The organism is Bradyrhizobium sp. CCBAU 51753, from assembly GCF_015291565.1.
Taxonomy (GTDB): domain Bacteria; phylum Pseudomonadota; class Alphaproteobacteria; order Rhizobiales; family Xanthobacteraceae; genus Bradyrhizobium; species Bradyrhizobium ivorense.
Window position 1 is genome coordinate 8,814,120 of sequence record NZ_CP030037.1, and the last position, 19,541, is coordinate 8,833,660.

General features: G+C 65.3%; 17 protein-coding genes. 7 read left to right on the plus strand and 10 right to left on the minus strand.

Annotation, left to right across the window (positions count from 1 at the left end):
* Window positions 1-66: 66 nt before the first annotated feature.
* The 3 genes from XH93_RS40470 to XH93_RS40480 form a co-directional block, all read right to left on the minus strand.
* Complete coding sequence (locus XH93_RS40470; protein WP_194471724.1) at window positions 67-669, minus strand: adenylate/guanylate cyclase domain-containing protein; 603 nt, start codon at window positions 667-669, stop codon at window positions 67-69.
* A gap of 286 nt (window positions 670-955) precedes the next feature.
* Entirely contained in the window at window positions 956-4,132 is a 3,177-nt protein-coding gene (locus XH93_RS40475) for an efflux RND transporter permease subunit (protein ID WP_194471725.1), read from the minus strand.
* A 10-nt stretch (window positions 4,133-4,142) separates the two neighbouring features.
* Window positions 4,143-5,375 carry an efflux RND transporter periplasmic adaptor subunit gene (locus XH93_RS40480; RefSeq protein ID WP_194471726.1) on the minus strand — a complete coding sequence of 411 codons (1,233 nt, stop codon included), beginning with the start codon at window positions 5,373-5,375 and terminating at the stop codon, window positions 4,143-4,145.
* Window positions 5,376-5,579: 204 nt separating this feature from the next.
* Between XH93_RS40480 and XH93_RS40485 the strand changes: the two genes are divergently transcribed.
* From XH93_RS40485 to XH93_RS40510, 6 genes are all read left to right on the plus strand, one after another.
* Window positions 5,580-6,374, plus strand: a complete 795-nt coding sequence (locus XH93_RS40485; protein WP_194471727.1) for a hypothetical protein — start codon at window positions 5,580-5,582, stop codon at window positions 6,372-6,374.
* 42 nt (window positions 6,375-6,416) lie between these two features.
* Window positions 6,417-6,638: a cysteine rich repeat-containing protein gene (locus XH93_RS40490; RefSeq protein WP_194471728.1), complete on the plus strand. Its 222-nt coding sequence runs from the start codon at window positions 6,417-6,419 to the stop codon at window positions 6,636-6,638.
* A gap of 113 nt (window positions 6,639-6,751) precedes the next feature.
* A complete protein-coding gene (locus XH93_RS40495) occupies window positions 6,752-6,964 on the plus strand; it encodes a hypothetical protein (RefSeq protein WP_139479723.1) in 213 nt (70 codons plus the stop codon).
* A 329-nt stretch (window positions 6,965-7,293) separates the two neighbouring features.
* Window positions 7,294-8,439, plus strand: coding sequence for an FAD-dependent monooxygenase (locus XH93_RS40500; protein ID WP_194471729.1), 1,146 nt, complete (start codon window positions 7,294-7,296; stop codon window positions 8,437-8,439).
* Window positions 8,436-10,046, plus strand: a complete 1,611-nt coding sequence (locus XH93_RS40505; RefSeq protein WP_194471730.1) for a benzoate-CoA ligase family protein — start codon at window positions 8,436-8,438, stop codon at window positions 10,044-10,046. The genes XH93_RS40500 and XH93_RS40505 overlap by 4 nt, the downstream gene beginning before the upstream one ends.
* Before the next feature lie 149 nt (window positions 10,047-10,195).
* Window positions 10,196-11,296: an ISAs1 family transposase gene (locus XH93_RS40510; protein ID WP_139480423.1), complete on the plus strand. Its 1,101-nt coding sequence runs from the start codon at window positions 10,196-10,198 to the stop codon at window positions 11,294-11,296.
* 204 nt (window positions 11,297-11,500) lie between these two features.
* Here the strand turns inward: XH93_RS40510 and XH93_RS40515 are convergent, their stop codons facing one another.
* Genes XH93_RS40515 through maiA form a run of 3 tightly spaced genes read right to left on the minus strand, consistent with a single transcriptional unit; the run spans window position 11,501 to window position 13,810 of the window.
* Window positions 11,501-12,682 carry a 3-hydroxybenzoate 6-monooxygenase gene (locus XH93_RS40515; protein ID WP_194471731.1) on the minus strand — a complete coding sequence of 394 codons (1,182 nt, stop codon included), beginning with the start codon at window positions 12,680-12,682 and terminating at the stop codon, window positions 11,501-11,503.
* Complete coding sequence (locus XH93_RS40520) at window positions 12,682-13,188, minus strand: MarR family winged helix-turn-helix transcriptional regulator (protein ID WP_139479727.1); 507 nt, start codon at window positions 13,186-13,188, stop codon at window positions 12,682-12,684. Before XH93_RS40520 ends, XH93_RS40515 begins: the two co-directional genes overlap by 1 nt.
* Entirely contained in the window at window positions 13,178-13,810 is a 633-nt protein-coding gene (gene maiA, locus XH93_RS40525; protein WP_194471732.1) for a maleylacetoacetate isomerase, read from the minus strand. The genes XH93_RS40520 and maiA overlap by 11 nt, the downstream gene beginning before the upstream one ends.
* A 95-nt stretch (window positions 13,811-13,905) precedes the next feature.
* Here maiA and gtdA point away from each other — a divergent pair, with 95 nt between their 5' ends.
* A complete protein-coding gene (gene gtdA / locus XH93_RS40530; protein WP_194471733.1) occupies window positions 13,906-14,946 on the plus strand; it encodes a gentisate 1,2-dioxygenase in 1,041 nt (346 codons plus the stop codon).
* A gap of 158 nt (window positions 14,947-15,104) precedes the next feature.
* Here gtdA and XH93_RS40535 read toward each other — a convergent pair whose 3' ends face one another.
* From XH93_RS40535 to XH93_RS40550, 4 genes are all read right to left on the minus strand, one after another.
* Entirely contained in the window at window positions 15,105-15,929 is an 825-nt protein-coding gene (locus tag XH93_RS40535) for an ABC transporter permease (RefSeq protein WP_194471734.1), read from the minus strand.
* A complete protein-coding gene (locus XH93_RS40540) occupies window positions 15,922-16,695 on the minus strand; it encodes an ABC transporter ATP-binding protein (RefSeq protein WP_194471735.1) in 774 nt (257 codons plus the stop codon). Before XH93_RS40540 ends, XH93_RS40535 begins: the two co-directional genes overlap by 8 nt.
* A gap of 404 nt (window positions 16,696-17,099) precedes the next feature.
* Window positions 17,100-18,104, minus strand: coding sequence for an ABC transporter substrate-binding protein (locus XH93_RS40545; RefSeq protein ID WP_194471736.1), 1,005 nt, complete (start codon window positions 18,102-18,104; stop codon window positions 17,100-17,102).
* Between the two features lie 24 nt (window positions 18,105-18,128).
* Window positions 18,129-19,490: an FAD-dependent oxidoreductase gene (locus XH93_RS40550; protein WP_194471737.1), complete on the minus strand. Its 1,362-nt coding sequence runs from the start codon at window positions 19,488-19,490 to the stop codon at window positions 18,129-18,131.
* Window positions 19,491-19,541 lie beyond the last annotated feature (51 nt).

A 19,541-nucleotide genomic window follows, 5' to 3' on the forward strand; every position in this document is an offset into this window, starting at 1 on the left:
CGATGATGCAGCGGCTGCGTCAATCCATCGTCAAATTTATCAACTTACTGATTCTATTGAAATTTATCAGTTCGCTTCAGCTGCAAACCGGTACTGAAAGACCCGCACCGGGCGGCACATATTCTTGAAGTAATGAAGGCCCAGATCTTCCAGCGGCAGGCCCACGGCATCGCGGACACGATCGGCGACCTCCTCGGTCATCGCGATGCCGCCGGGCGGAGCCAGTGTCTGCAGCCGCGCGGCAACGTTGACGTCATGGCCGTAGATGTCTTCCGGATCGGCGATGATCCTGCCGCAACTGACGCCAATACGGAAGACAATCTGTGTGTCGGCATCCTCACCGCTTGATCTGCCGACCATTCCCTGCTGCACGTGGACGGCGCAGCGGGCGGCGTCCAGTGCGGTCTCGAATTCCGCCATGATGCCGTCGCCGGTCGATTTGAGGAATCGGGCGCCGAACTCCGCAATCTTGGGGTCTATCAGCTCGCGGCGATGCGACTTGTACTGGTGATAGGTCTGCTCCTCGTCGACGATCGTGAGCCGCGAATACTCGACGACATCGACGGCAATGATCGCGCCCCATCTCCGGATGGGGTACTGGACGCTGGGCTCGCTCGCGACGTCGTCGACCAATTGCCGCGCAGTTGCCGTGAAGCGCTCGATATACATGACCGACCTCACACTGTTTGCACGTCCCCGTTTTGATCGGCTCAACCTCGCAGGCGTGCGTCATATCAGCGTTATCCGCCTGGGCTCGGCATGAGGTGCGATTGCGCACGGCGCCGCCGGCCGCCAGCGCAAGAGGCCTTTTTGTCAGCTTGTCGAAGGACTTGGCCTGTCGGCGCCGATGCGAATCCAGCGCCTTCTCGTCGGCGGTCGGCGCCCGCTCGCCGCGAGCCCGCCCGTCACAGGCATTTGAAGAAAAATGAAATATGACGCAGCGATTGACGCTGAATTACCGGATTGCGCCCGGCGCCGGCGTCTGTTGCGTCGGCTGCGGCCCCGCCGCCTTCCCCTTCTTCGCCTTGCGCCAGTTCTCGAAACTCTGCACCACGACGAAGAACGCCGGCACGAACAGCACGGCGAGGCAGGTCGAGGCAATCATGCCCGAGAACACGGTGATGCCGATCGACTTGCGGGCGTTGGCGCCGGCGCCGGTGGCGAGCACCAGCGGCAGCACGCCGAGGATGAAGGCGAACGACGTCATCAGGATCGGCCGGAATCTGGCGCGCGCCGCGTCGATCGCGGATTGCAGGACGGTGTGGCCGTCGCGCAGATGGCGCTCCAGCGCGACCTCGACGATCAGGATCGCGTTCTTGGCCGACAGCGCGATCAACAGGATGATGCCGATCTGGGTGTAGAGGTTGTTGTCGATCCGCAGGCCCACCAGCACCAGCATCGGGCCGAGCAGCGACAGCGGCACCGCCAGGATCACCGAGATCGGCGCGTACCAGCTCTCATACTGCCCGGCGAGCACGAGATAGACCAGCAGCAGCGCCAGCGCGAACGTGTAGTAGATCTGACCGCCGACCGCCTTCTCCTGGTACGACATCGCCGTCCATTCATAGCCCGTGCCCGGCGGCAGCGTCTTGGCGGCGATCTCCTCCATCAGCGCCATCGCCTGGCCGGACGAATAGCCCTGCGCCGGCAGGCCGATGATCGATGCCGACGGATAGAGGTTATACAGGCTGATCAGCGAGGGCCCGACCGACGGCGTGATCTTCGCCACGGTGCCGAGCGGGATCATGTCGCCATTGCTGTTGCGCACCATCATGTTCTGGATGTCGCGCAGGCTGAGGCGGTTCTGCGCGTCGGCCTGGGTGTAGACTTGGAAGGTGCGGCCGAACTTGGTGAACTGGTTGACGTAGCTCGCGCCGAGATAGGTCGACAGCGCCGAGAAGATCTGGTCGGGAGTGACGTGCAGGGTCTGGGTCTTGATGCGGTCGACCTCGACGTCGAACTGCGGCACCATCGAGCGGAACGAGGACTGCACGCGCTGCAGCGCGCTCTGGCTCTGCGCGTTGGCCACGATCGCGCCGGTGACCGCCTGCAGCTTGCCGTAATCGGCGTTGCCGTCGCGCAGCTCGACTTGCATGGCAAAGCCGGCGGCGTTGCCGATGCCCTGGATCGGCGGCGGCGGGATCACCAGGATGCGCGCCTCCGGGATCACCGCGAGCTTGTCGTTGAGGCCAAAGACCAGCGAGCGCAGGTCTTCGCCCGGGCCGCGCGCACTCCAGTCCTTCAGGATCAGATAGGCGACGCCGGCATTGGCGAGGCTCGACGAGTTGTCGAGCGCGGAGATGCCGGCGATCGAGACCACCTGGTCGACGCCCGGCGTCTTGCTGGCGATCTCGGTGACCTTGTCGAGCACGTGCTGGGTGCGGCCGAGCGCGGCGCCGTCGGGCAATTGCACGGCGGCGAGCAGATAGCCCTGGTCCTCGATCGGAATGAACCCGGTCGGCACCCGCGACAGGCCGTAGCCGGCAGCGCCGATGATGATCAGCGCGATGGCGACCGAAATCTTGGCGTGCCCGGCGATGCCGCCGACCATGCGGGCATAGAAACGCTCCAGCCGGTCGTAGACCGCGTTGAAGCCGCGATAGAAGAAGTTGCGCTGTTCCGGCGGCGCTGGCGGGCGCAGCCACAGCGCGCACTGCGTCGGCTTCAAGGTCGCGGCGTTGACCGCGCTGAGCAGCGCGGTGGCGGCGATGACAAGCGCGAACTGCGCGTACATCCGCCCGGTCAGCCCCGGCAGGAAGGCGGCCGGCAAAAACACCGAGATCAGCACCAGCGTGATGCCGACGATCGGCGCGAACAATTCGTCCATCGCCTTGATCGCGGCATCGTGGCCGGACATGCCGCGCTCGATGTTGTGCGCCGCGCCCTCGACCACGACGATGGCGTCGTCGACCACGATGCCGATCGCGAGCACGATCGCAAACAGCGTCGACAAATTGATGGTGAAGCCGAGCGCGGCCATCGCCGCGAAGGCGCCGATGATGGTGACCGGGACGGTGGTCGCCGGCACCAGCATCGCGCGCCAGTCCTGCAGGAACACCAGGATCACGACCAGCACCAGCAGGCCGGCCTCGATCAGGGTCTTGTAAACCTCCTCGATCGAGGCGTTGACGAACTTGGTGGTGTCGAACGGCGTGTCGTATCTGATGTCCTGCGGGAACTGCTTGGCCAGTTCCGCCATCTTCTTCTCGACCGCCTTCTCGACCTCCAGCGCGTTGGCGCCCGGCGACTGGAACACGCCGATGCCGGTGGCGGGCTTCTGGTTCAGCGAGAAGATCTGGCTGTAGGTCTGCGCTCCGAGCTCGACCCAGCCGACGTCGCGGACCCGGGTGACGTCGCCGACGTTGCCGCTCTTGACGATGATGTCCTCGAACTGGCTCTTGTCGTCGAGCCGGCCGTTGACGTTCAGCGTGTACTGGAACGCCTGCCCGGGCGGCGCCGGCGGCGCGCCGACCTGGCCGGCGGTGACCTGCTGGCTCTGCTGCTGGATCGCCTGGATCACGTCCTGCGGCACCAGCCCGCGCACCTGCAGCTTGTTGGGATCGAGCCAGACCCGCATCGAATATTGTCCGGCGCCGAACACCGTGACGTTGCCGACGCCGGGCAGCCGCGACAGCTCGTCACGGATGCTGATGGTGGCGTAGTTCGACAGGAACAGGCTGTCATAGGTCTTGTTCGGCGAGGTCAGCGTCACGAACAGCAGGATCGCGGTCGAGCGCTTCTGCACCGTGACGCCCTGGTTCTGCACCGCCGACGGCAGCTGCGACAGCGCGCTGGAGACCCGGTTCTGCACCAGCACCTGCGCGAAGTTGAGATCGGTACCGATCTTGAAGGTCACGGTCAGCGTATAGGTGCCGTCGGCACCGCTGTAGGACTGCATGTACAGCATGTCCTCGACGCCGTTGACCTGCTGCTCGATCGGCAGCGCCACGGTGTCGGCCACCGTCTTGGCCGAGGCGCCCGGGTAGCGCGTCGTCACCTGCACGGTTGGCGGCACCACGTCGGGATATTGCGCGACCGCGAGGTTGTACAGCGCCACGCCGCCGAGCAGGATCATCAGGATCGCGATGACGTTGGAAAGAACCGGGCGCTCGATGAAGAATTTCGAGATCATGGCGCGCCCCCTACTTCGCCGGAGCCGGCGCTGCTTCCTTGCCAGGCGCCGCCGCGGCTTCGGCTTTTTGCAGCTGCGGATCGACCTTCTGCCCGGGGATCGCGCGCAACAGTCCGGCGGTGACGATGCGATCGTCGGCCTTCAGCCCGCTCTCGATCACGCGCAGGCCCTCGTCGAGCGGCCCTGTCGTGACCTTGCGCTGCTCGACCACATTGTCGGCGTTGACGACCAGCACGTAGCGGCCGGCCTGGTCGCTGCCGATCGCGGTATCGGGCACCAGCAGCGCATTGTCCTGCTTGTCGAAGGGGACGCGAACCCGGACGTAGAATCCCGGCAGCAGCGCGCGATCCGGATTGGGAATCAGGCCGCGCACCGGAAGCGTGCCGGTCGACTGGTTGACCGTCGGCCCCACGTAATCGAGCTTGCCCTTGTGCGGATAACCGGTCTCGGTCTGCAGGCCGACCTCGACCGGCAATTGCCTGATCTCGTCGATCGGGATGCCGCGCCGCCGCGCCTCGTCGCGGACCCGCTGCACGTCCTGTTCGCTGACGTTGAAGTTCACGTAGATCGGGTCGAGCTGCACGATGGTGGCGAGCTGCGTCGGCGACGCCACGCCGACCAGTTCGCCGACCGAGACCAGGTGGTTGCTGACGATGCCGTCGAACGGCGCGGCCACATTGGTGTAGCCGTAATTGACCGCGGCGATCTTGGTGTTGACCTGGGCCTGCGTCAGATTGGAGGTCGCGTTGTCGCGGGTCGAGGTCGAGGTATCCAGCGTGGACTGCGAGACCGCCTGCCGCTGCACCAGCTCGACCTGCCGCTTGTAGTCGGCTTCGGCCTGCTTCACCGTCGCCTGCGCGCCGACCTCGGCGGCCTGCGCCTGCTCGAGCTTCAGCTTGTAGGTTTCCGGCTCGATGGTGAACAGGGTGGTGCCCTTCTTCACGAAGGCACCGTCCTTGTAATCGATCGACTGCAAGAATCCCTGGACACGCGCGACCAGATCGACGGTCTGGATCGGCGCGGTGTTTCCGGTTGCGTCCAGATAGCGGGTGATGGCGCGCTGCACCGGCGGCGCGACCTCGACCTTCGGCGGCGGAGGCGGGACAAAACTGTTTTGATCGCAGGCACTTAAATTGACGAATGCGAATCCGGCGAAGGCGATGCGCAGCAAGGGCGCGGTTCGCAGTCGCACAATATTGCTGTTGCTTTGCACGAAATGCGGCGGTGTGGGCGCAAGCCTCATTTCCGAGCCTCGATTCAAAAAGCTTTCGTCAAGTCGTCGTATCGAGTGAAAACCAGCCTGATCCAATGCATAGCAACAATCTGCTTGCAGTGGAACTCGAAAGCGAAAATGATATCGCTCGTTGAGATTGCGACAAGAAGACTTTTTTCAAAACTCAGTTCGGTCGGAGCGGCGGCCTCCGGCGACAACAAGGGATTTTGTCAAATGATGAACGTGCTGACACGAGCAGCGAAGCTGTCCGCATGGCTTGCGGCCGTGACATTGGTGAGCGCTGCACCCGCTTTGTCGCAAGCGCCGACCCAGGCGCAGCGCGACGCCATCAAGTCGCAATGCCGCAACGACTACATCGCGCACTGCTCCAGCGTTCCGCCCGGCGGCGAAGCGTCGCTGCAATGCCTGCAGAAGAACATGGCGAGCCTCGGTTCGGCTTGCGCGAGCGCGGTGCGCGCGGTGGAGGCGCCGGCCGCGGCGGCTGCGCCGAAGACGGACGCCGCACCCGCAAAGACCGAAGCCGCGCCGGCTGCGACCGCCGCCAAGCCGGCCGCAGCGGCGGCGGGTAAGCCGTCGAGCGCGCAGGTCTCGGCGATCCGCAGCGCCTGCCAGTCCGATTATCCCAAGGTCTGCGCCGGCGTGCCGCCCGGCGGCGCCCCGGCGCTGCAGTGCCTGGAGAAGAACAAGGCGAAGCTCTCGCCGGGCTGCGAAAAGGCGGTGGCCGCCGCCAGCGCCGGTGGCGCGGCGCCGGCCGCCGGCGGCGCAACCTCGACGGCTGCGCCCGCCGCGGCACCGGCGGCAGCCCCCGCGGCGACCGTGATCGTGCTGCGGCCGCTGCGCCCGCGCGAAGAGCTGTTCGTGCTGCGCTCGGCCTGCGGCGCCGACGTCCGCTCGGTCTGCGGCGGCGTCCAACCCGGCGGCGGCCGGATCGTGAAGTGCCTTGGAGACAATGCCGGCTCGCTTTCGCCGGCCTGCCGCGACGTGCTGGCGCCGTTCGCGGCGCGCTGATCCCGTTTGCTCCTGCAACCCGACCGGAAAAGGAAGCGACAGATGTTGCGTATCGTCCTGACTGCCGTGCTGCTCACTGCCGCGGGCGGCGCCTTCGCCCAGGAGCTGACTGCCGCGCAGCGCGACGCCTGCATGGGCGACTACGAGAAATTTTGCAAAAGCGTGACGCCCGGCGGCGGCCGCATCATCGCCTGCCTCGCCAAGGAGAGCGACAAACTGACACCCGCCTGCAAGAAGGTGCTGGCGGCGGCGGAAAAGAAGTAGCCGCTGCGGACACGATGATCCGACGTGTGCCCGGCGGAACGCCCGGCACGGATCCGTAGCACCTTGCTGATCAACCACAGGCCCAACCAGATCTCCCCGGGAGAGGGATTACCATGCGCGCATTTTTGCTGATCGCCGCGGCCCTGTTGTCCTTTGCCGCCGTCATGATTTTTGAATCCTCCGAGGCCAGTGCCGCCGTCTGCGGACGCGGCCCCTATCGTGCCGGATGCGCCGGCCCGCGCGGCGCCGTCGTGGTCCGCAAGCCCGTCGCTGCCGGCTGCCGCTGGGTGTGGGTCGGCGGCGTCAAGGTCCGCCGCTGCTATTGAGCGCATCTGATGAAATGAGGTAGCGCCGCGAAGGAACTACGCCCCCTCTCCCGCTTGCGGGGGAGGGCTGGGGTGGGGGTATCACGGCGGACGATGCTGTTCATTGTGCGGAGAGAGCCCCCACCCGCACCGCATCTATCGATGCGATGCGACCTCCCCCGCAAGCGGGAGAGGTGCAGTGCGCCTGCCGCGACACCGCGTCCACCCGACTTCATCGTGGCACACCACTGATCGGGCCAATTACCCGCATTTTCCCTCTGGCGTTCCCGCCGGAGGGCGATTAGTCTGGACCCAAATTGTAAGTACACTGTCAATCTGGGAGGCAGACGTTGCGGATCGCCGTGATCGGCGGAGGGCCCGGCGGGCTTTACTTCGCCTATCTCTGGAAGAAGCGTCACCCCGACGCCGAGATCGACCTGTTCGAACAGAACGCCGCCGGCGCCACCTGGGGCTTTGGCGTGGTGTTCTCCGAGCAGGCGCTGGAGTTTCTGCGTGCCGACGACCCCGAGACGGTCGACGCCATCACCCCACAGATGGAGAGCTGGAAGAACATCACGCTGAACCTGCGCGGCGAGAGTGTCGAGATCGACGGTGTCGGCTTCTCCTCGATCGGGCGGCTGGCGCTGCTGCAGATCCTGCAGCAACGCGTGCGCAGCGTCGGCATCGCACCGCGCTTCGACACCACAGTGCAATCTGTCGACCAGCTCCAAGGCTACGATCTGATCGTCGCCGCCGACGGGCTGAATTCGATGGTCCGCCGCAGCTTTGAGAGCGCGTTCGGCGCCTCGGTGTCGCAATCCACCAACAAGTTCGCCTGGTATGGCACCACAAAGCCCTTCGCGACGCTGTCGCAGACCTTTGTCGCCACCGATCGCGGCAGCTTCAACGCCCATCACTATCGCTACGCGACGGACATGAGCACCTTCCTGGTCGAATGCGACGCGGCGACCTGGGACTCCTACGGCTTCGCCAGCAAGAGCATCGAAGAGTCGCAGGCGATCTGCGAGGACGTGTTCGCGGCGACGCTGGACGGCCACCGGCTGATCTCGAACAAATCGGTGTGGCGCAATTTCCCGTGGATCTGGAACGAGCGCTGGTCGCACGGCAACATGGTGCTGATCGGCGACGCGCTGCATTCGGCGCATTTCTCGATCGGCTCGGGCACACGGCTCGCGATCGAGGACGCGATCGCGCTGACCAAGGCGCTGGAGGCGGAAAGCGGCGTTGCGGCGGCGCTGGCGCGCTACGAGAGCGAGCGCAAGCCGATCGTGAAAAAACTCGTCACCGCGGCGCGCACTAGCGCCGACTGGTACGAGCATTTCCCCGAGCACATGAAGCTCGGCCTGATGGACTTCGCCTACAGCTACATCATCCGCTCCGGGCGGATCGACGATGCGCGGCTGCGCGCGATGTCGCCGGCGTTCATGGCCCGTTACGAGGCCGCAAAGGGCAAGTCTTCGAGAGGCACGCCATGACCGAGATCGCCGACCAGGTCCCGCAGGACAATCCCGGCGCGCGCGAGATCGGCTTTGCGCTTCCCGAGCGCTACAATGCGAGCCGCATCCTGTTCGACAATCTCGGCAACGGCAATGCCGAGCGCCTCGCGCTGACCGGCCCGGCCGGCACGCGGACCTATCGCGAGCTCTGCGCCGAGGCTGCACGCTGGGGCCACGCCTTCCAGTCGCTGGGACTTACGCGCGGCGACCGCATCCTGCTGTTCCTCGACGATACCCCGGCCTATCCGGCGGCATTCTTCGGCGCGGTGCGCGCGGGTTTTGTGCCGCTCCTGATCAACACGCTGACGACGCCGGAGCTGCTGCAATTCTATTTGTCCGACGCCGACGCGCAGGTCGCGGTGACCGACGCCGAGTTTTGCGCGCGCTTCAGCGCTGAGGCCTGCAAGGACACGCCGCTGCGCACGTTGATCGTGGTCAACGGCACGGTAGGCGAGCACGCCGTCGCGGAGGCGCGCAATGCAGGCGAATGGCTGCCGGATTTCGCAAGCGAGCTCGACGCGGCCGACACGCATCGCAACGACATGGCGTTCTGGATGTATTCGTCGGGCTCGACCGGTCGCCCCAAGGGCATCGTGCATCTGCAGCACGACATGGCCTACAGCGAGCAGGCCTTTGCCCGCAGCGTGCTGAAGCTTTCACCCGGCGACATCTGCTTCTCGGTGCCAAAGATCTTCTTCGCCTACGGTTTTGGCAATTCGATCACCTTCCCCTTCTCGGTCGGCGCGGCGACGCTGCTGCTGCCAGGGCAGCCGAAGCCGGCGGCGATCTTCGCCGCGATCGAGCAATACCGCCCGACGGTGTTCTTCGGCCTGCCGACGCTCTACGTGACCCTGACCAAGGCGGAGGGCGCGGATGCTGCCGACTTCTCCTCGCTGCGCATGGCGGTTTCCGCCGCCGAGGTGCTGTCGGCCGAAGTCTTCAATGGCTGGAAGCGGCTGACCGGGCTCGAGATCATCGAGGGTCTCGGCTCGACCGAGGTCTTGCACATTTATCTCTGCAATCGCGCCGAGACAAAAAAGCTCGGCGCCGCCGGCATGCGCGTACCGGGTTACGAGATCATGTTGCGCGACAGCAACGGCCGTGAGGTCGGCGACGACGAGGAAGGCATTTTGTGGGTGCGGGGCGATTCCGCGACGCCGCTGTACTGGAATCGGCCGGACAAGAATGCCGAGACCGTGCGCGAGGATGGCTGGATCTACACCGGCGACCGCTTTGTGCGCGACAGCGACGGCTTTCATTTCTTCCGCGGCCGCGCGGACGACCTGGTCAAGATCTCCGGCCAGTGGATCTATCCGCTCGAGGTCGAGCTCTGCCTCGCCGATCACCCCGACGTCCGCGAATGCGCCGTCTACGCCGCCGAACTGCCGGACCGCCGCATGACGCTGAAGGCCGTGGTGGTGATGAACCGCGGCGGCTTCGAAGCAACCGAGGCGACGCGGCGGCTGCAGGATTACGTCAAGGCAAAGCTGCTGCCGTACAAATACCCGCGCGAGGTGACGTTCGTCGACGAGCTGCCGAAGACCGGAACGGGCAAGATCGACCGGCAGGCGGTGATGCGGATGTAGTGTGAGCCGGCGCGAACGTCCTCGCCCGGGGCCACCCCTCTCCCCACCCTCCCCCGCAAGGGCAGGGGAATCGCATATGAGTAAAACGCGGCTTGCGGATCGCCGTTTGAGAGATTCTGTTGTGGCTTTCTCTTTGTGGAGAAGGCCCGATGCAGTCTTACATCTCGATATTGCGAGAAGTGCACGATCCTCGCGACATCAATGCCCGTCACCCGATCGGAACTATACTTTTTCTGACTTTGGCGGCGACGCTGTGCGGAGCCAAGAGCAGCGCCGAAGTGGCCGACTTCGTGGAAGCTCGTGTGGAAGAGCTTTCCGCGATCGTCGATCTGCCGCATGGGGCACCGAGCCACGATACTTTCAGTCGCCTGCTCCGCCTGCTCGATCCGGACGAACTGGCGAAGGCGTTTACGGCCTTTATGACGGCGCTGCGGGCGGAGCTCGGGTTAGGGCCGGCACCGGGGGTTGTGGCAATCGACGGCAAAAGCCTACGGCGCGGCTACGAGAAGGGGCGGGCCTACCTGCCGCCATTGATGGTGAGCATCTGGGACACCCAGACACGAGTGGCCATGGCCCAAGCGCGTGCGCCCGGCGGAAACGAGGTGGCCGCAACCCTGCAATTGCTGGGCAGCCTTGTCCTCAAGGGCTGCACCGTGACGGCGGATGCACTGCATTGCCACCCGGCGATGGCACAGGCGGTATTGGACGCCAAGGCCGATTATGCTCTCGGTCTCAAGGCCAACAACGGTCCGCTTTACGCGGAGGCCGGGCGCGCCTTCGCGAAGGCGGGCGAGGCCGTTCCTGCGCTGGCCACCGAGGAGAAGGCTCACGGCCGGATCGAGCGGCGCCGTGCGAGCGTGGTGCCAGCTCCGGCCGCAGCCCGCGCCTTGCTGCCTGGCCTCAAGGCGTTTGGTCGCATCGAAGCGGAACGCACGCTGGCCAGCGGCAAGCGCGAAACCGCCACGCGCTATATTGCGCTCTCGCGCAAGCTCCCGCCGGAAACACTGGCCCAAGTCGTGCGTGCACATTGGAGCATCGAGAACCAGTTGCATTGGATTCTCGACGTCGTATTCGACGAGGATGCCGCGCGCACTCGCAAGGATCATGGACCGGAAAACCTTGCTGTGATCCGCCGCCTTGCTCAGAACATCTTGCGAATGCATCCCTCCAAAGCATCCATCAGCAGCAAAATGCGCCGCGCCATGTGGAGCAAAGACTTCTTCTTCGAACTCTTTACTCATATGCGATAGCCCTGCCCGCAAGGGGGGAGGGAGCCTGACCAGCGTGCTCACCTCACACGCATGCGTCCTCTCGGGAGATTGGTTCGTGGCGATCAATGCTGACTCAACGCGGATGTAAGGAGCACACCGGCGGAAGGGCTCCCTCCCCCCTTGCGGGGGAGGGTTGGGGAGAGGGGTGTCACACGGCGCGCTCTCTCAGTGAACATGTAAGAGTTAGGCCGCCAACCCCGTCCCGCCATACAGCCACGCGATGTCATCGCACCACTGATCCTGCGACTTCGCGCTCATGATGGCGTTGCGGATGCGGGCGTGGTCGCCGGCGGGGTGATAGATGTGCTCGCCGATCGCGCGCGACATCAGTTGCACGCGTGCGGTGCGCGGGAAGCGTTGCGCGCGATAGGCCTCCAGCGCCGCCTGGTCGTCGTGGTTGGCCAGCATGTGCGACAGGCAGACCGCGTCCTCCATCGCCTGGCAGGCGCCTTGCGCGAAATATTGCAGCATCGGATGCGCGGCGTCGCCGAGCAGCACGGCGCGGCCGTCGATCCAGCGCTCGGCGGGGTCGCGGTCGCACAGCACCCAAAGCTTCCAGTTGGTGCCGTGGCGGATGATGTTTTGCGCGCGCTCATGGACGTGGACAAAACCCTTCATCACCTCGGCTTCCGAGACCGGCTTGCCGGCGACCGGCTCCGGGGCGTCGTTGTGATAGGTGACGACGAGGTTGAACACCTTCCAGCCCGACAGCGGGTAATGCACGATGTGGCACTTTGGTCCGGCCCACAGCGTCGCTGCGTTCCAGCGCAGATCCTCCGGCATCTGCTCGGTCGGGATCACCGAGCGATAGGTGGTGTGACCGGAGACGCGCGGCGGGCCATCGCCGACCACCTGCTTGCGGATGTTCGACCACAGCCCGTCGGCGCCGATCAGCAGGCGTCCGGTGACGCGCTCGCCATTGGCGATTGTTGCAGTCACCGACGAACCGTCTTGCTCGTAGCCGGTCACCTCGCTCGAGACGCGCAGCTCGATCAACTCATGATTCTCGCAGGCGCGCAGGAACACGCCGTGCAGATCGCCGCGATGCACCACCGCATAGGGATTGCCGAACCGCGCGCGAAAGGCATCGCCAAGATCGATATGGGTGATCTCGTCGGCGGTCAGCGCGTCCATCAGCCGGAGCTTGTCGATATAGACCGCCATGTTGCGCGCGGCCTCGCCGACGCCGAGATAGTCGAAGGCGTGGAAGGCGTTCGGGCCGAGCTGGATGCCGGCGCCGATCTCGCCGAGCGCGGCGGCCTTTTCCAGGAGGATCGAACGAATGCCCTTCTGCGCCAGCCCCAGCGCCACGGCGAGCCCGCCGATGCCGCCGCCCGCGATCAGAACCGGATTTGCCCCTGCCATCAGGTGGACCTTCCCAAATGCTCGAGGGCATCTTCGGCGCGCAGCGGCACGCGCGAGGCCTCGTTGTTGAGATCGACCAACTGGGTCAGCAGCGCCAGCAGCGTCTTGCGGTCGGCCGGCTTCAGCGGCTGCAGCATTCGCGCCTGCGCCTTGTCGACCGAGGGCATGATCTGATCAAGCACCGCGGCGCCCGCCTTGGTAAGATACAGCAGCTTGACGCGCTTGTCCTCCGGCGCCGGCTTGCGCACGATGAACGCCTTGGCCTGCAGCCGCTCGATCACGTTGCCGAGCGTGGAGCGGTCGAACGCGATCACCGCGGAGAGCCGCGTCGCGTCGATACCCGGATGGGTCGAGATCGCGATCAGCGCGGCGTATTGCACCGGCGTCAGGTCGAACGCCTTGCACTCCTCGATGAACAGCGCGACCGCGATCTGCTGCATTCGGCGGAACAGATAGCCGGGCGCGGTGTAGACCGCGTCCATGGTGACGGGCTTGCTATTCGGCATCGGGCTGCTGGTCCGGAGCGGCGTCGGCGAATGCCTTGACCTGCCTGGCCGCGGCTTCAGCCTTCAGCAGGCGCGGAAACGCCGAGACGTCGACGCCGAAGCGCCGCGCATTGGCGAGCTGCGGCACCAGGCAGAGATCAGCCAGCGTCGGCGCATCGCCGAAACAGAACGGCCCACTTTCCCCCGCGATCAGGATCTCGCAGGCCGACAAGCCCTCGCGGTTGGCCCAGGCCGCCCACTCCGTCACCTTCTCTTCAGGCAGGGCGAGCTGGCGCAGCCGCGCCAGCACTTTCAGGTTCTGCACCGGGTGGGTGTCGCAGGCGAGCACTTGCGCAAAGGCGCGCACCTTGGCGCGGCGCAGCGGGTCCTGCGGCAGCAGCGGCGGATTGGGATGGGTCTCGTCCAGCCATTCGATGATGGCGAGCGACTGGGTCAGAATGGCGCCGGCGTCATTCTCCAGCGTCGGCACCAGGCCCTGCGGGTTGATCGCAAGATAGGCCGGTGCGCATTGCTCGCCCTTGCGCAAATGATGCGGCAAGTGCTCGGGCGAAAGTCCCTTCAGATTGAGGGCGATCCGGACCCTATAGGACGCGCTGCTGCGGAAATAGCCATGCAGCTTCATCGGAACCTCCCTTGCATTTCGTTGAATTGACGCTAGCCACATTGTCAGTATACTGTCAAATAAATTGAACCGACAAGAACGATGGGAGGCTTGCCATGGAAGCCGTGCAGAAGACCCCGGAGCGCGAGGCGTTCTACAAGAAGATCGACGGCCAAAACCTCTCGGCGCTGTGGAACGTGATGAACGACCTGATCACGCCGGAGCCGAAGAGCGCCTGCCGCCCGCATCTGTGGAAGTTCGACCAGATCCGCGACTACATGAACGAGGCCGGCAAGCTGATCACGGCCAAGGAGGCCGAGCGCCGCGTGCTGGTGCTGGAAAATCCCGGCCTGCGCGGCCAGTCCAAGATCACGACCTCGCTGTTCGCCGGCGTGCAGATGGTGGTGCCGGGCGATATCGCCCCCGCCCATCGCCACGCCCAGTCGGCGCTGCGCTTCGTGCTCGAGGGCAAGGGCGCCTTCACCGCCGTCGACGGCGAGCGCACCGCGATGGCGCCGGGCGATTTCGTCATCACGCCGTCGATGACCTGGCACGATCATTCCAACGAAACCAGTGAGCCGATGTTCTGGCTCGACGGGCTCGACATCCCAATGGTGCAGTTCTTCGACTGCTCGTTCGCCGAAGGCGCCAAGGAGGACCAACAGCAGATCTCGAAACCGTCAGGCGCCAGTTTTGGGCGCTACGGCCACAACCTGTTGCCGGTCGACCAGCGGCGGACGTCAAAGACCTCGCCGATCTTCAACTATCCCTATGAGTACACCCGCGAGGCGCTGGAGAAGGCCAAAGCCAGCGACGAGTGGGACGCCTGCCACGGCCTGAAGCTGCGCTTCTCCAACCCCGAGACCGGCGATTTTGCGATGCCGACCATCGGCACCTTCATCCAGCTCCTGCCGAAGGGTTTCAAGACCGCGCGCTATCGCTCGACCGACGCCACCGTGTTCGCCGCGATCGAAGGCAAGGGCCGCACCAGGATCGGCGACCAGACTTTTGAATGGGGCCCGCGCGACCTGTTCGTGGTGCCGAGCTGGCACTGGGTGACGCACGAGGCCGATACCGACTCGGTGCTGTTCTCGTTCTCCGACCGCCCGGTGCAGCAGAAGCTCGACCTGTTCCGCGAGGATCGCGGGAACGCGTAACTGGCTAGGGAGGCAAAGGCGCCTCCTACCGTCATTGCGAGCGAAGCGAAGCAATCCAACTTTCCGCATTCGCGGGGAGATGGATTGCTTCGTCGCGGAGCCTGTCATCGGGCACGCATTCGCGCGACCCGTTGGCGCCTCGCAATGACGGCGTGCCCTCACCGCCAATGCAGCAGCCGCGCCTCGAGCAAGTTGATCAGCCTGCCCACCGCCAGTCCGAACAGCGACAGGATGACGACGCCGGCGAGCAGCTGGTCGGTCTGCATCAGATTGCCGGCCTGCAGCACGAAGGCGCCGATGCCGTATTCGGCGCCGATCATCTCGGCGCTGACCACGAGCAGCAGCGCGACCGAGGCGGTGATGCGGAAGCCGGCGAGGATCGAGGGCAGCGCGCCGGGCCAGATCACCCGGCGCACGATGGCGTGGAACGGCACGTTAAAACTTTGCGCCATCCGGATCAAATTGCGCGGCACCGCATCGACGCCGCTGTAGACCGAGATCGCGGTCGAGAAGAACACCCCGAGCGCAATGGTCGCGATCTTCGGCTCCTCGCCGATCCCGAGCCACAGGATCAAGAGCGGCAGCAGCGCGATCTTCGGGATCGGGAACAACGCCGAGATGAAGGTGATGCCGACGCCACGCGCCATGCCGGACAGCCCGATCGCAAAGCCGACAATGACGCCGGCGACCGTGCCGATGATCCAGCCGGTGCCGATACGCAGCAGCGACCACGAGAGGTGATGCCACAGCGCGCCCGATGTCGCGAGCTTGTAGATCGCTACAGCAATGGCCGACGGCGCCGGCAGGAACAGCGCATTGACCCAGCCGGCGCTGCCGGCGAGCTGCCAGACCGCGATGACAAGCGCGAGCGCGATCCAGCCCGAATAGCGGCTACCGCCCGGTGCAAATCCGGCGCCGCGAAATTCGACCGGGCGCTCGGCGTCCGTCGCCTGGTCCTTCGCCTGCGGCGCGCGATCAAGCATGCTGGACCTCGCGCTCGGCATCGATCGCTTCCTTGCGGATCAGCGACCACAGGTCGGCCTGCAGCGCGGCCATCTTGCCGCGCGCATCCACCGCGCCGCGCTCGGCGCGGGTCAACGGGATGCTCACGATCTCGCGAATGCGGCCCGGGCGGCGCGACAGCACCACGACGCGGTCGGCGAGCCGCACCGCCTCCTCGAGGTTATGCGTGACATACACCGCGCCCATCGCGCCGTCGGCGAGCAGCCCGACAAAGTCCTCCATCAGCAGCTCGCGGGTCTGCGAATCCAGCGCCGACAGCGGCTCGTCCATCAACAGGATCGCCGGCCGCACCGCCAGCGCCCGCGCGATGCCGACGCGCTGCCGCATGCCGCCTGAGAGCTGCTTTGGATAGGCGGCGCGAAAATCCGCAAGGCCAGTGCGACGCAGCGCATCGTCGATCACCGCACTGCGTTCGGCGGTGCTCAGGGCCGTGTGCAGCAACGGGAACGCGACGTTCTCCTCCACCGTATTCCACGGCAGCAGCGCAAAATCCTGAAACACGAAGGTCAGCGGATTGAGGCTGCCGGCCGGCGGCGCGCCGCGCAATCGTGCCGCGCCCTCGCTCGGCAGCAGCAGGCCACCGAGGATCGACAGCAGCGTGCTCTTGCCGCAGCCCGACGGCCCGACGATCGCGACCACCTCGCCGCCGGCAACCTGGAACGAGACATCGTCGAGCACGTCGAGCGCGCCGAAGCGATGGCTGATATGGTCGGCGATCAGGTCCATGGCGCGTCCCACTCGCAAGCCGTCATTGCGCGCGAAGCGAAGCAATCCATGCTTCCGCGTGCGCCGCGCGATGGATTGCTTCGCTTCGCTCGCAATGACGCTGATAGACCCGTCACCCCTGCGCAAAGGCTTCGCCTTTGTCGCTGGAGGTGCGAGCCTTGCAGGGCAGTTGCGCTGCTGGGCGAGCCTCGAAGGGTGACGGCGTTGGTTTGCTCAACTTGCTCGGTGTCATCACCCGCGCAGGCGGGTGATCCAGTATTCCAGAGGCGGTAGTGAATGAACCGAGGGGCCGCGGCGTACTGGATCGCCCGGTCATGCCGGGCGATGACAGCGGTGGATGAGGACAAAGCTTCACACCTTCTCAGGGTGACGGGATGAATGTGATGTGTGCGGCCTGCCATCAATCAATCCGCCTTCACATAGTCCTTTGCGATGATCGCATTCGCATCAAAACCCTTGTCGACAAAGCCCTGCTCCTGCAGCCATTTGATCTGGTTGTCGACGTTCTTCACGTCGAGCTTGCCGTCGGGATCGATATAGGCGCAGTTGCCGACCACCTGCTCGACCGGCAGGTTGGTGTATTTGGCGATGATCTCGAGCAGCGGTTTTGTGCTTTCGGTGATCGGCACCACGCCGTCCTTGATGGTGGCCAGGATCACGTCGTGATATTCGCGATCGGCGCGCACCAGCGCGGTGAGCAGTTTTTTCACCAGCTGTGCGTTGGCCAGCATCTTCGGCGAGGCGAAGATCGCGCCCAGTTGCCAGGGCGTCTCGTCGCCGACCCAGCCCAACAATTTTGCGCCGCCCGAATCGATCAGCGAGCGCGCGGTCGAAGCCGGTAGCAGCGCGGCGTCGACCGTCTCGCCCTTCAGCGCCGCGGCGGCGTTCGACAGCGACTGCAGCGGCACCACCTTCACGTCCGACAGCTTGAAGCCGTATTTGTCGGCGAGCAGGCCGAGCGAGTAATGGAAGCTGGAGCCGACCTGAGTTACCGCGACGCGCTTGCCGGCGAGATCCTTCGGCGTCCTGAGGCCGGCCGCATAGGCGTTGTTGCTGGCGAAATAGCCGATCAGCGGATAGCCGGCCTTCTCGCGGCTCATGCCGCCGATCACCTTCAGCGTGCCCTTGCCGGCGAGATTGTAGAGCCCGGCGGTGAACGCGGTGATGCCGAAATCGACGTCGCCCGATGTGGTCGCGACCGCGATCGGCTGCGCCGCGTCGAAGAATTTCAGCTCGACCTCGAGGCCGGCGTCGCGAAAGTAGCCCATGTCCTGCGCGATGAACACCGGCGCCGAGGACGACAGCCGCAGCACGCCGATCTTCGCCTTCAAGAGATCATCGGCCTGCGCGACGCCGCTCGCTGCCCACATCACGAGACCCGCAAGCACGAGCCGCGCCCAACCCTTCATCGCCGTCCTCCGCCTATAATCGCCCTATAACCCCTTGGGCACGGCCTGATCGCGGCCGATGAATGCGCCCTGCGTCGTGAGCTGTTGTTGCAACTTTTCGACGGGAATGTCGCGCGGAATCGTGTTGCCCGACAGCGCCAACGCCGCCGCGGTTCCGGCCGCCTCGCCCATCACGAAACAGGCACCGGAGACACGCGCCGCCGATTGACCCTCATGGGTCATCGACGCGCAACGGCCGGCGATCAACAGATTGTCAACGCCTTCGGGCACCAGCATCCGGTACGGCAATTCATTGTAGCCGCGGCTGTCAGGGATCGGCGGAAACTCGAAGATCACGTCGCCCGGGACATGGGATTCCTTTGGCCAGCCATTGACGCCGATCGAATCCGCAAACGAGGCACAGCCGAGCACGTCCTCGCCCGACAGCATGTAGCCGCCGATCACCCGCCGCGTCTCGCGGATGCCGAGCTGCGGCGGCAGATCGACGATGTAGCTGTTTTCAAAACCCGGCACCGTGCGCAGGAAGGCAAAGGCCTCGACCGCCTGGCGGCGGCCCTCGATCTCGCCGCGGGTCATGTCGTCGGGGTCGATGCCGGACACCGCACTGCCGTCCTCGCGCGCAAGCTGGGTGAAATTCACCCGCCACTCGATCTGCGATTTCTGCGGCCGCACGATGGCGGACTTGCGCGGAAACGTGTGCGTGCCGCTCGCCTCCGCCTCGGCCATCAGCGCCGGAATGGTCCGCCAGGCATCGCCGGCCCTAACCGGATCGATGCCGTTGAGGCGGAACATCATCGAGGGGTAGAGCATGTTGCCGGCATTGTCGCCGACCTCGAACGGCGCGCCGGCCCACACCGCAAGATCGCCGTCGCCGGAGCAATCGATGAAAATGCTGGCCAGCACCGCCTGGCGGCCGGCCTTGGTCTCCACCATCAGCGCACGGATGTGCGACCCGTCCATCACGACGCCGGCACCGAGGGCATGGAACAGGATGTCGACCTTGTGATGTGCGAGCAGATCGTCGGCGGCGATCTTGTAGGCCGCGGTGTCGTAGGCCTGCGCCAAAATCTTGCCGAGGATCAGATGCGGCGCGTTAAGCCCGCCGAGTCGATCGATCCGCGCCAGCAGGTCGGAAGCAATGCCCCGCACCACGCGGTGCATCTCGCCGAACACATTGGCATGCAGGCCGCAGAAATTCGTGACGCCCGCCGCGGTGCCCATGCCGCCGAGGAAGCCGTAGCGTTCGATCAGCAGTGTCCGCCGCCCGGCCCGCGCCGCGGCCACCGCCGCCGCGATTCCGGCCGGTCCGCCGCCGAGCACGACCACGTCATATTCGCCGTAGACCGGGATTTGCCGCGCCGGCTCTTCGATCGTGTTCGACCGCATCATTTCCGCCCTGATCAATTTGATTGATGCCGACTATGAATTGATGCGAAT

Bases quoted from the DNA above. Each gene is read 5' to 3' on its own strand.
- XH93_RS40485 (WP_194471727.1), top strand. From the start codon at position 5,580: ATGATGAACGTGCTGACACGAGCAGCGAAGCTGTCCGCATGGCTTGCG.
- XH93_RS40510 (WP_139480423.1), top strand. From the start codon at position 10,196: ATGCAGTCTTACATCTCGATATTGCGAGAAGTGCACGATCCTCGCGAC.
- maiA (WP_194471732.1), bottom strand. From the start codon at position 13,810: ATGAAGCTGCATGGCTATTTCCGCAGCAGCGCGTCCTATAGGGTCCGG.
- XH93_RS40470 (WP_194471724.1), bottom strand. From the start codon at position 669: ATGTATATCGAGCGCTTCACGGCAACTGCGCGGCAATTGGTCGACGAC.
- XH93_RS40520 (WP_139479727.1), bottom strand. From the start codon at position 13,188: ATGCCGAATAGCAAGCCCGTCACCATGGACGCGGTCTACACCGCGCCC.
- XH93_RS40535 (WP_194471734.1), bottom strand. From the start codon at position 15,929: ATGCTTGATCGCGCGCCGCAGGCGAAGGACCAGGCGACGGACGCCGAG.
- XH93_RS40550 (WP_194471737.1), bottom strand. From the start codon at position 19,490: ATGCGGTCGAACACGATCGAAGAGCCGGCGCGGCAAATCCCGGTCTAC.
- XH93_RS40495 (WP_139479723.1), top strand. From the start codon at position 6,752: ATGCGCGCATTTTTGCTGATCGCCGCGGCCCTGTTGTCCTTTGCCGCC.
- XH93_RS40515 (WP_194471731.1), bottom strand. From the start codon at position 12,682: ATGGCAGGGGCAAATCCGGTTCTGATCGCGGGCGGCGGCATCGGCGGG.
- XH93_RS40490 (WP_194471728.1), top strand. From the start codon at position 6,417: ATGTTGCGTATCGTCCTGACTGCCGTGCTGCTCACTGCCGCGGGCGGC.
- XH93_RS40480 (WP_194471726.1), bottom strand. From the start codon at position 5,375: ATGAGGCTTGCGCCCACACCGCCGCATTTCGTGCAAAGCAACAGCAAT.
- XH93_RS40475 (WP_194471725.1), bottom strand. From the start codon at position 4,132: ATGATCTCGAAATTCTTCATCGAGCGCCCGGTTCTTTCCAACGTCATC.
- XH93_RS40505 (WP_194471730.1), top strand. From the start codon at position 8,436: ATGACCGAGATCGCCGACCAGGTCCCGCAGGACAATCCCGGCGCGCGC.
- XH93_RS40540 (WP_194471735.1), bottom strand. From the start codon at position 16,695: ATGGACCTGATCGCCGACCATATCAGCCATCGCTTCGGCGCGCTCGAC.
- XH93_RS40545 (WP_194471736.1), bottom strand. From the start codon at position 18,104: ATGAAGGGTTGGGCGCGGCTCGTGCTTGCGGGTCTCGTGATGTGGGCA.
- gtdA (WP_194471733.1), top strand. From the start codon at position 13,906: ATGGAAGCCGTGCAGAAGACCCCGGAGCGCGAGGCGTTCTACAAGAAG.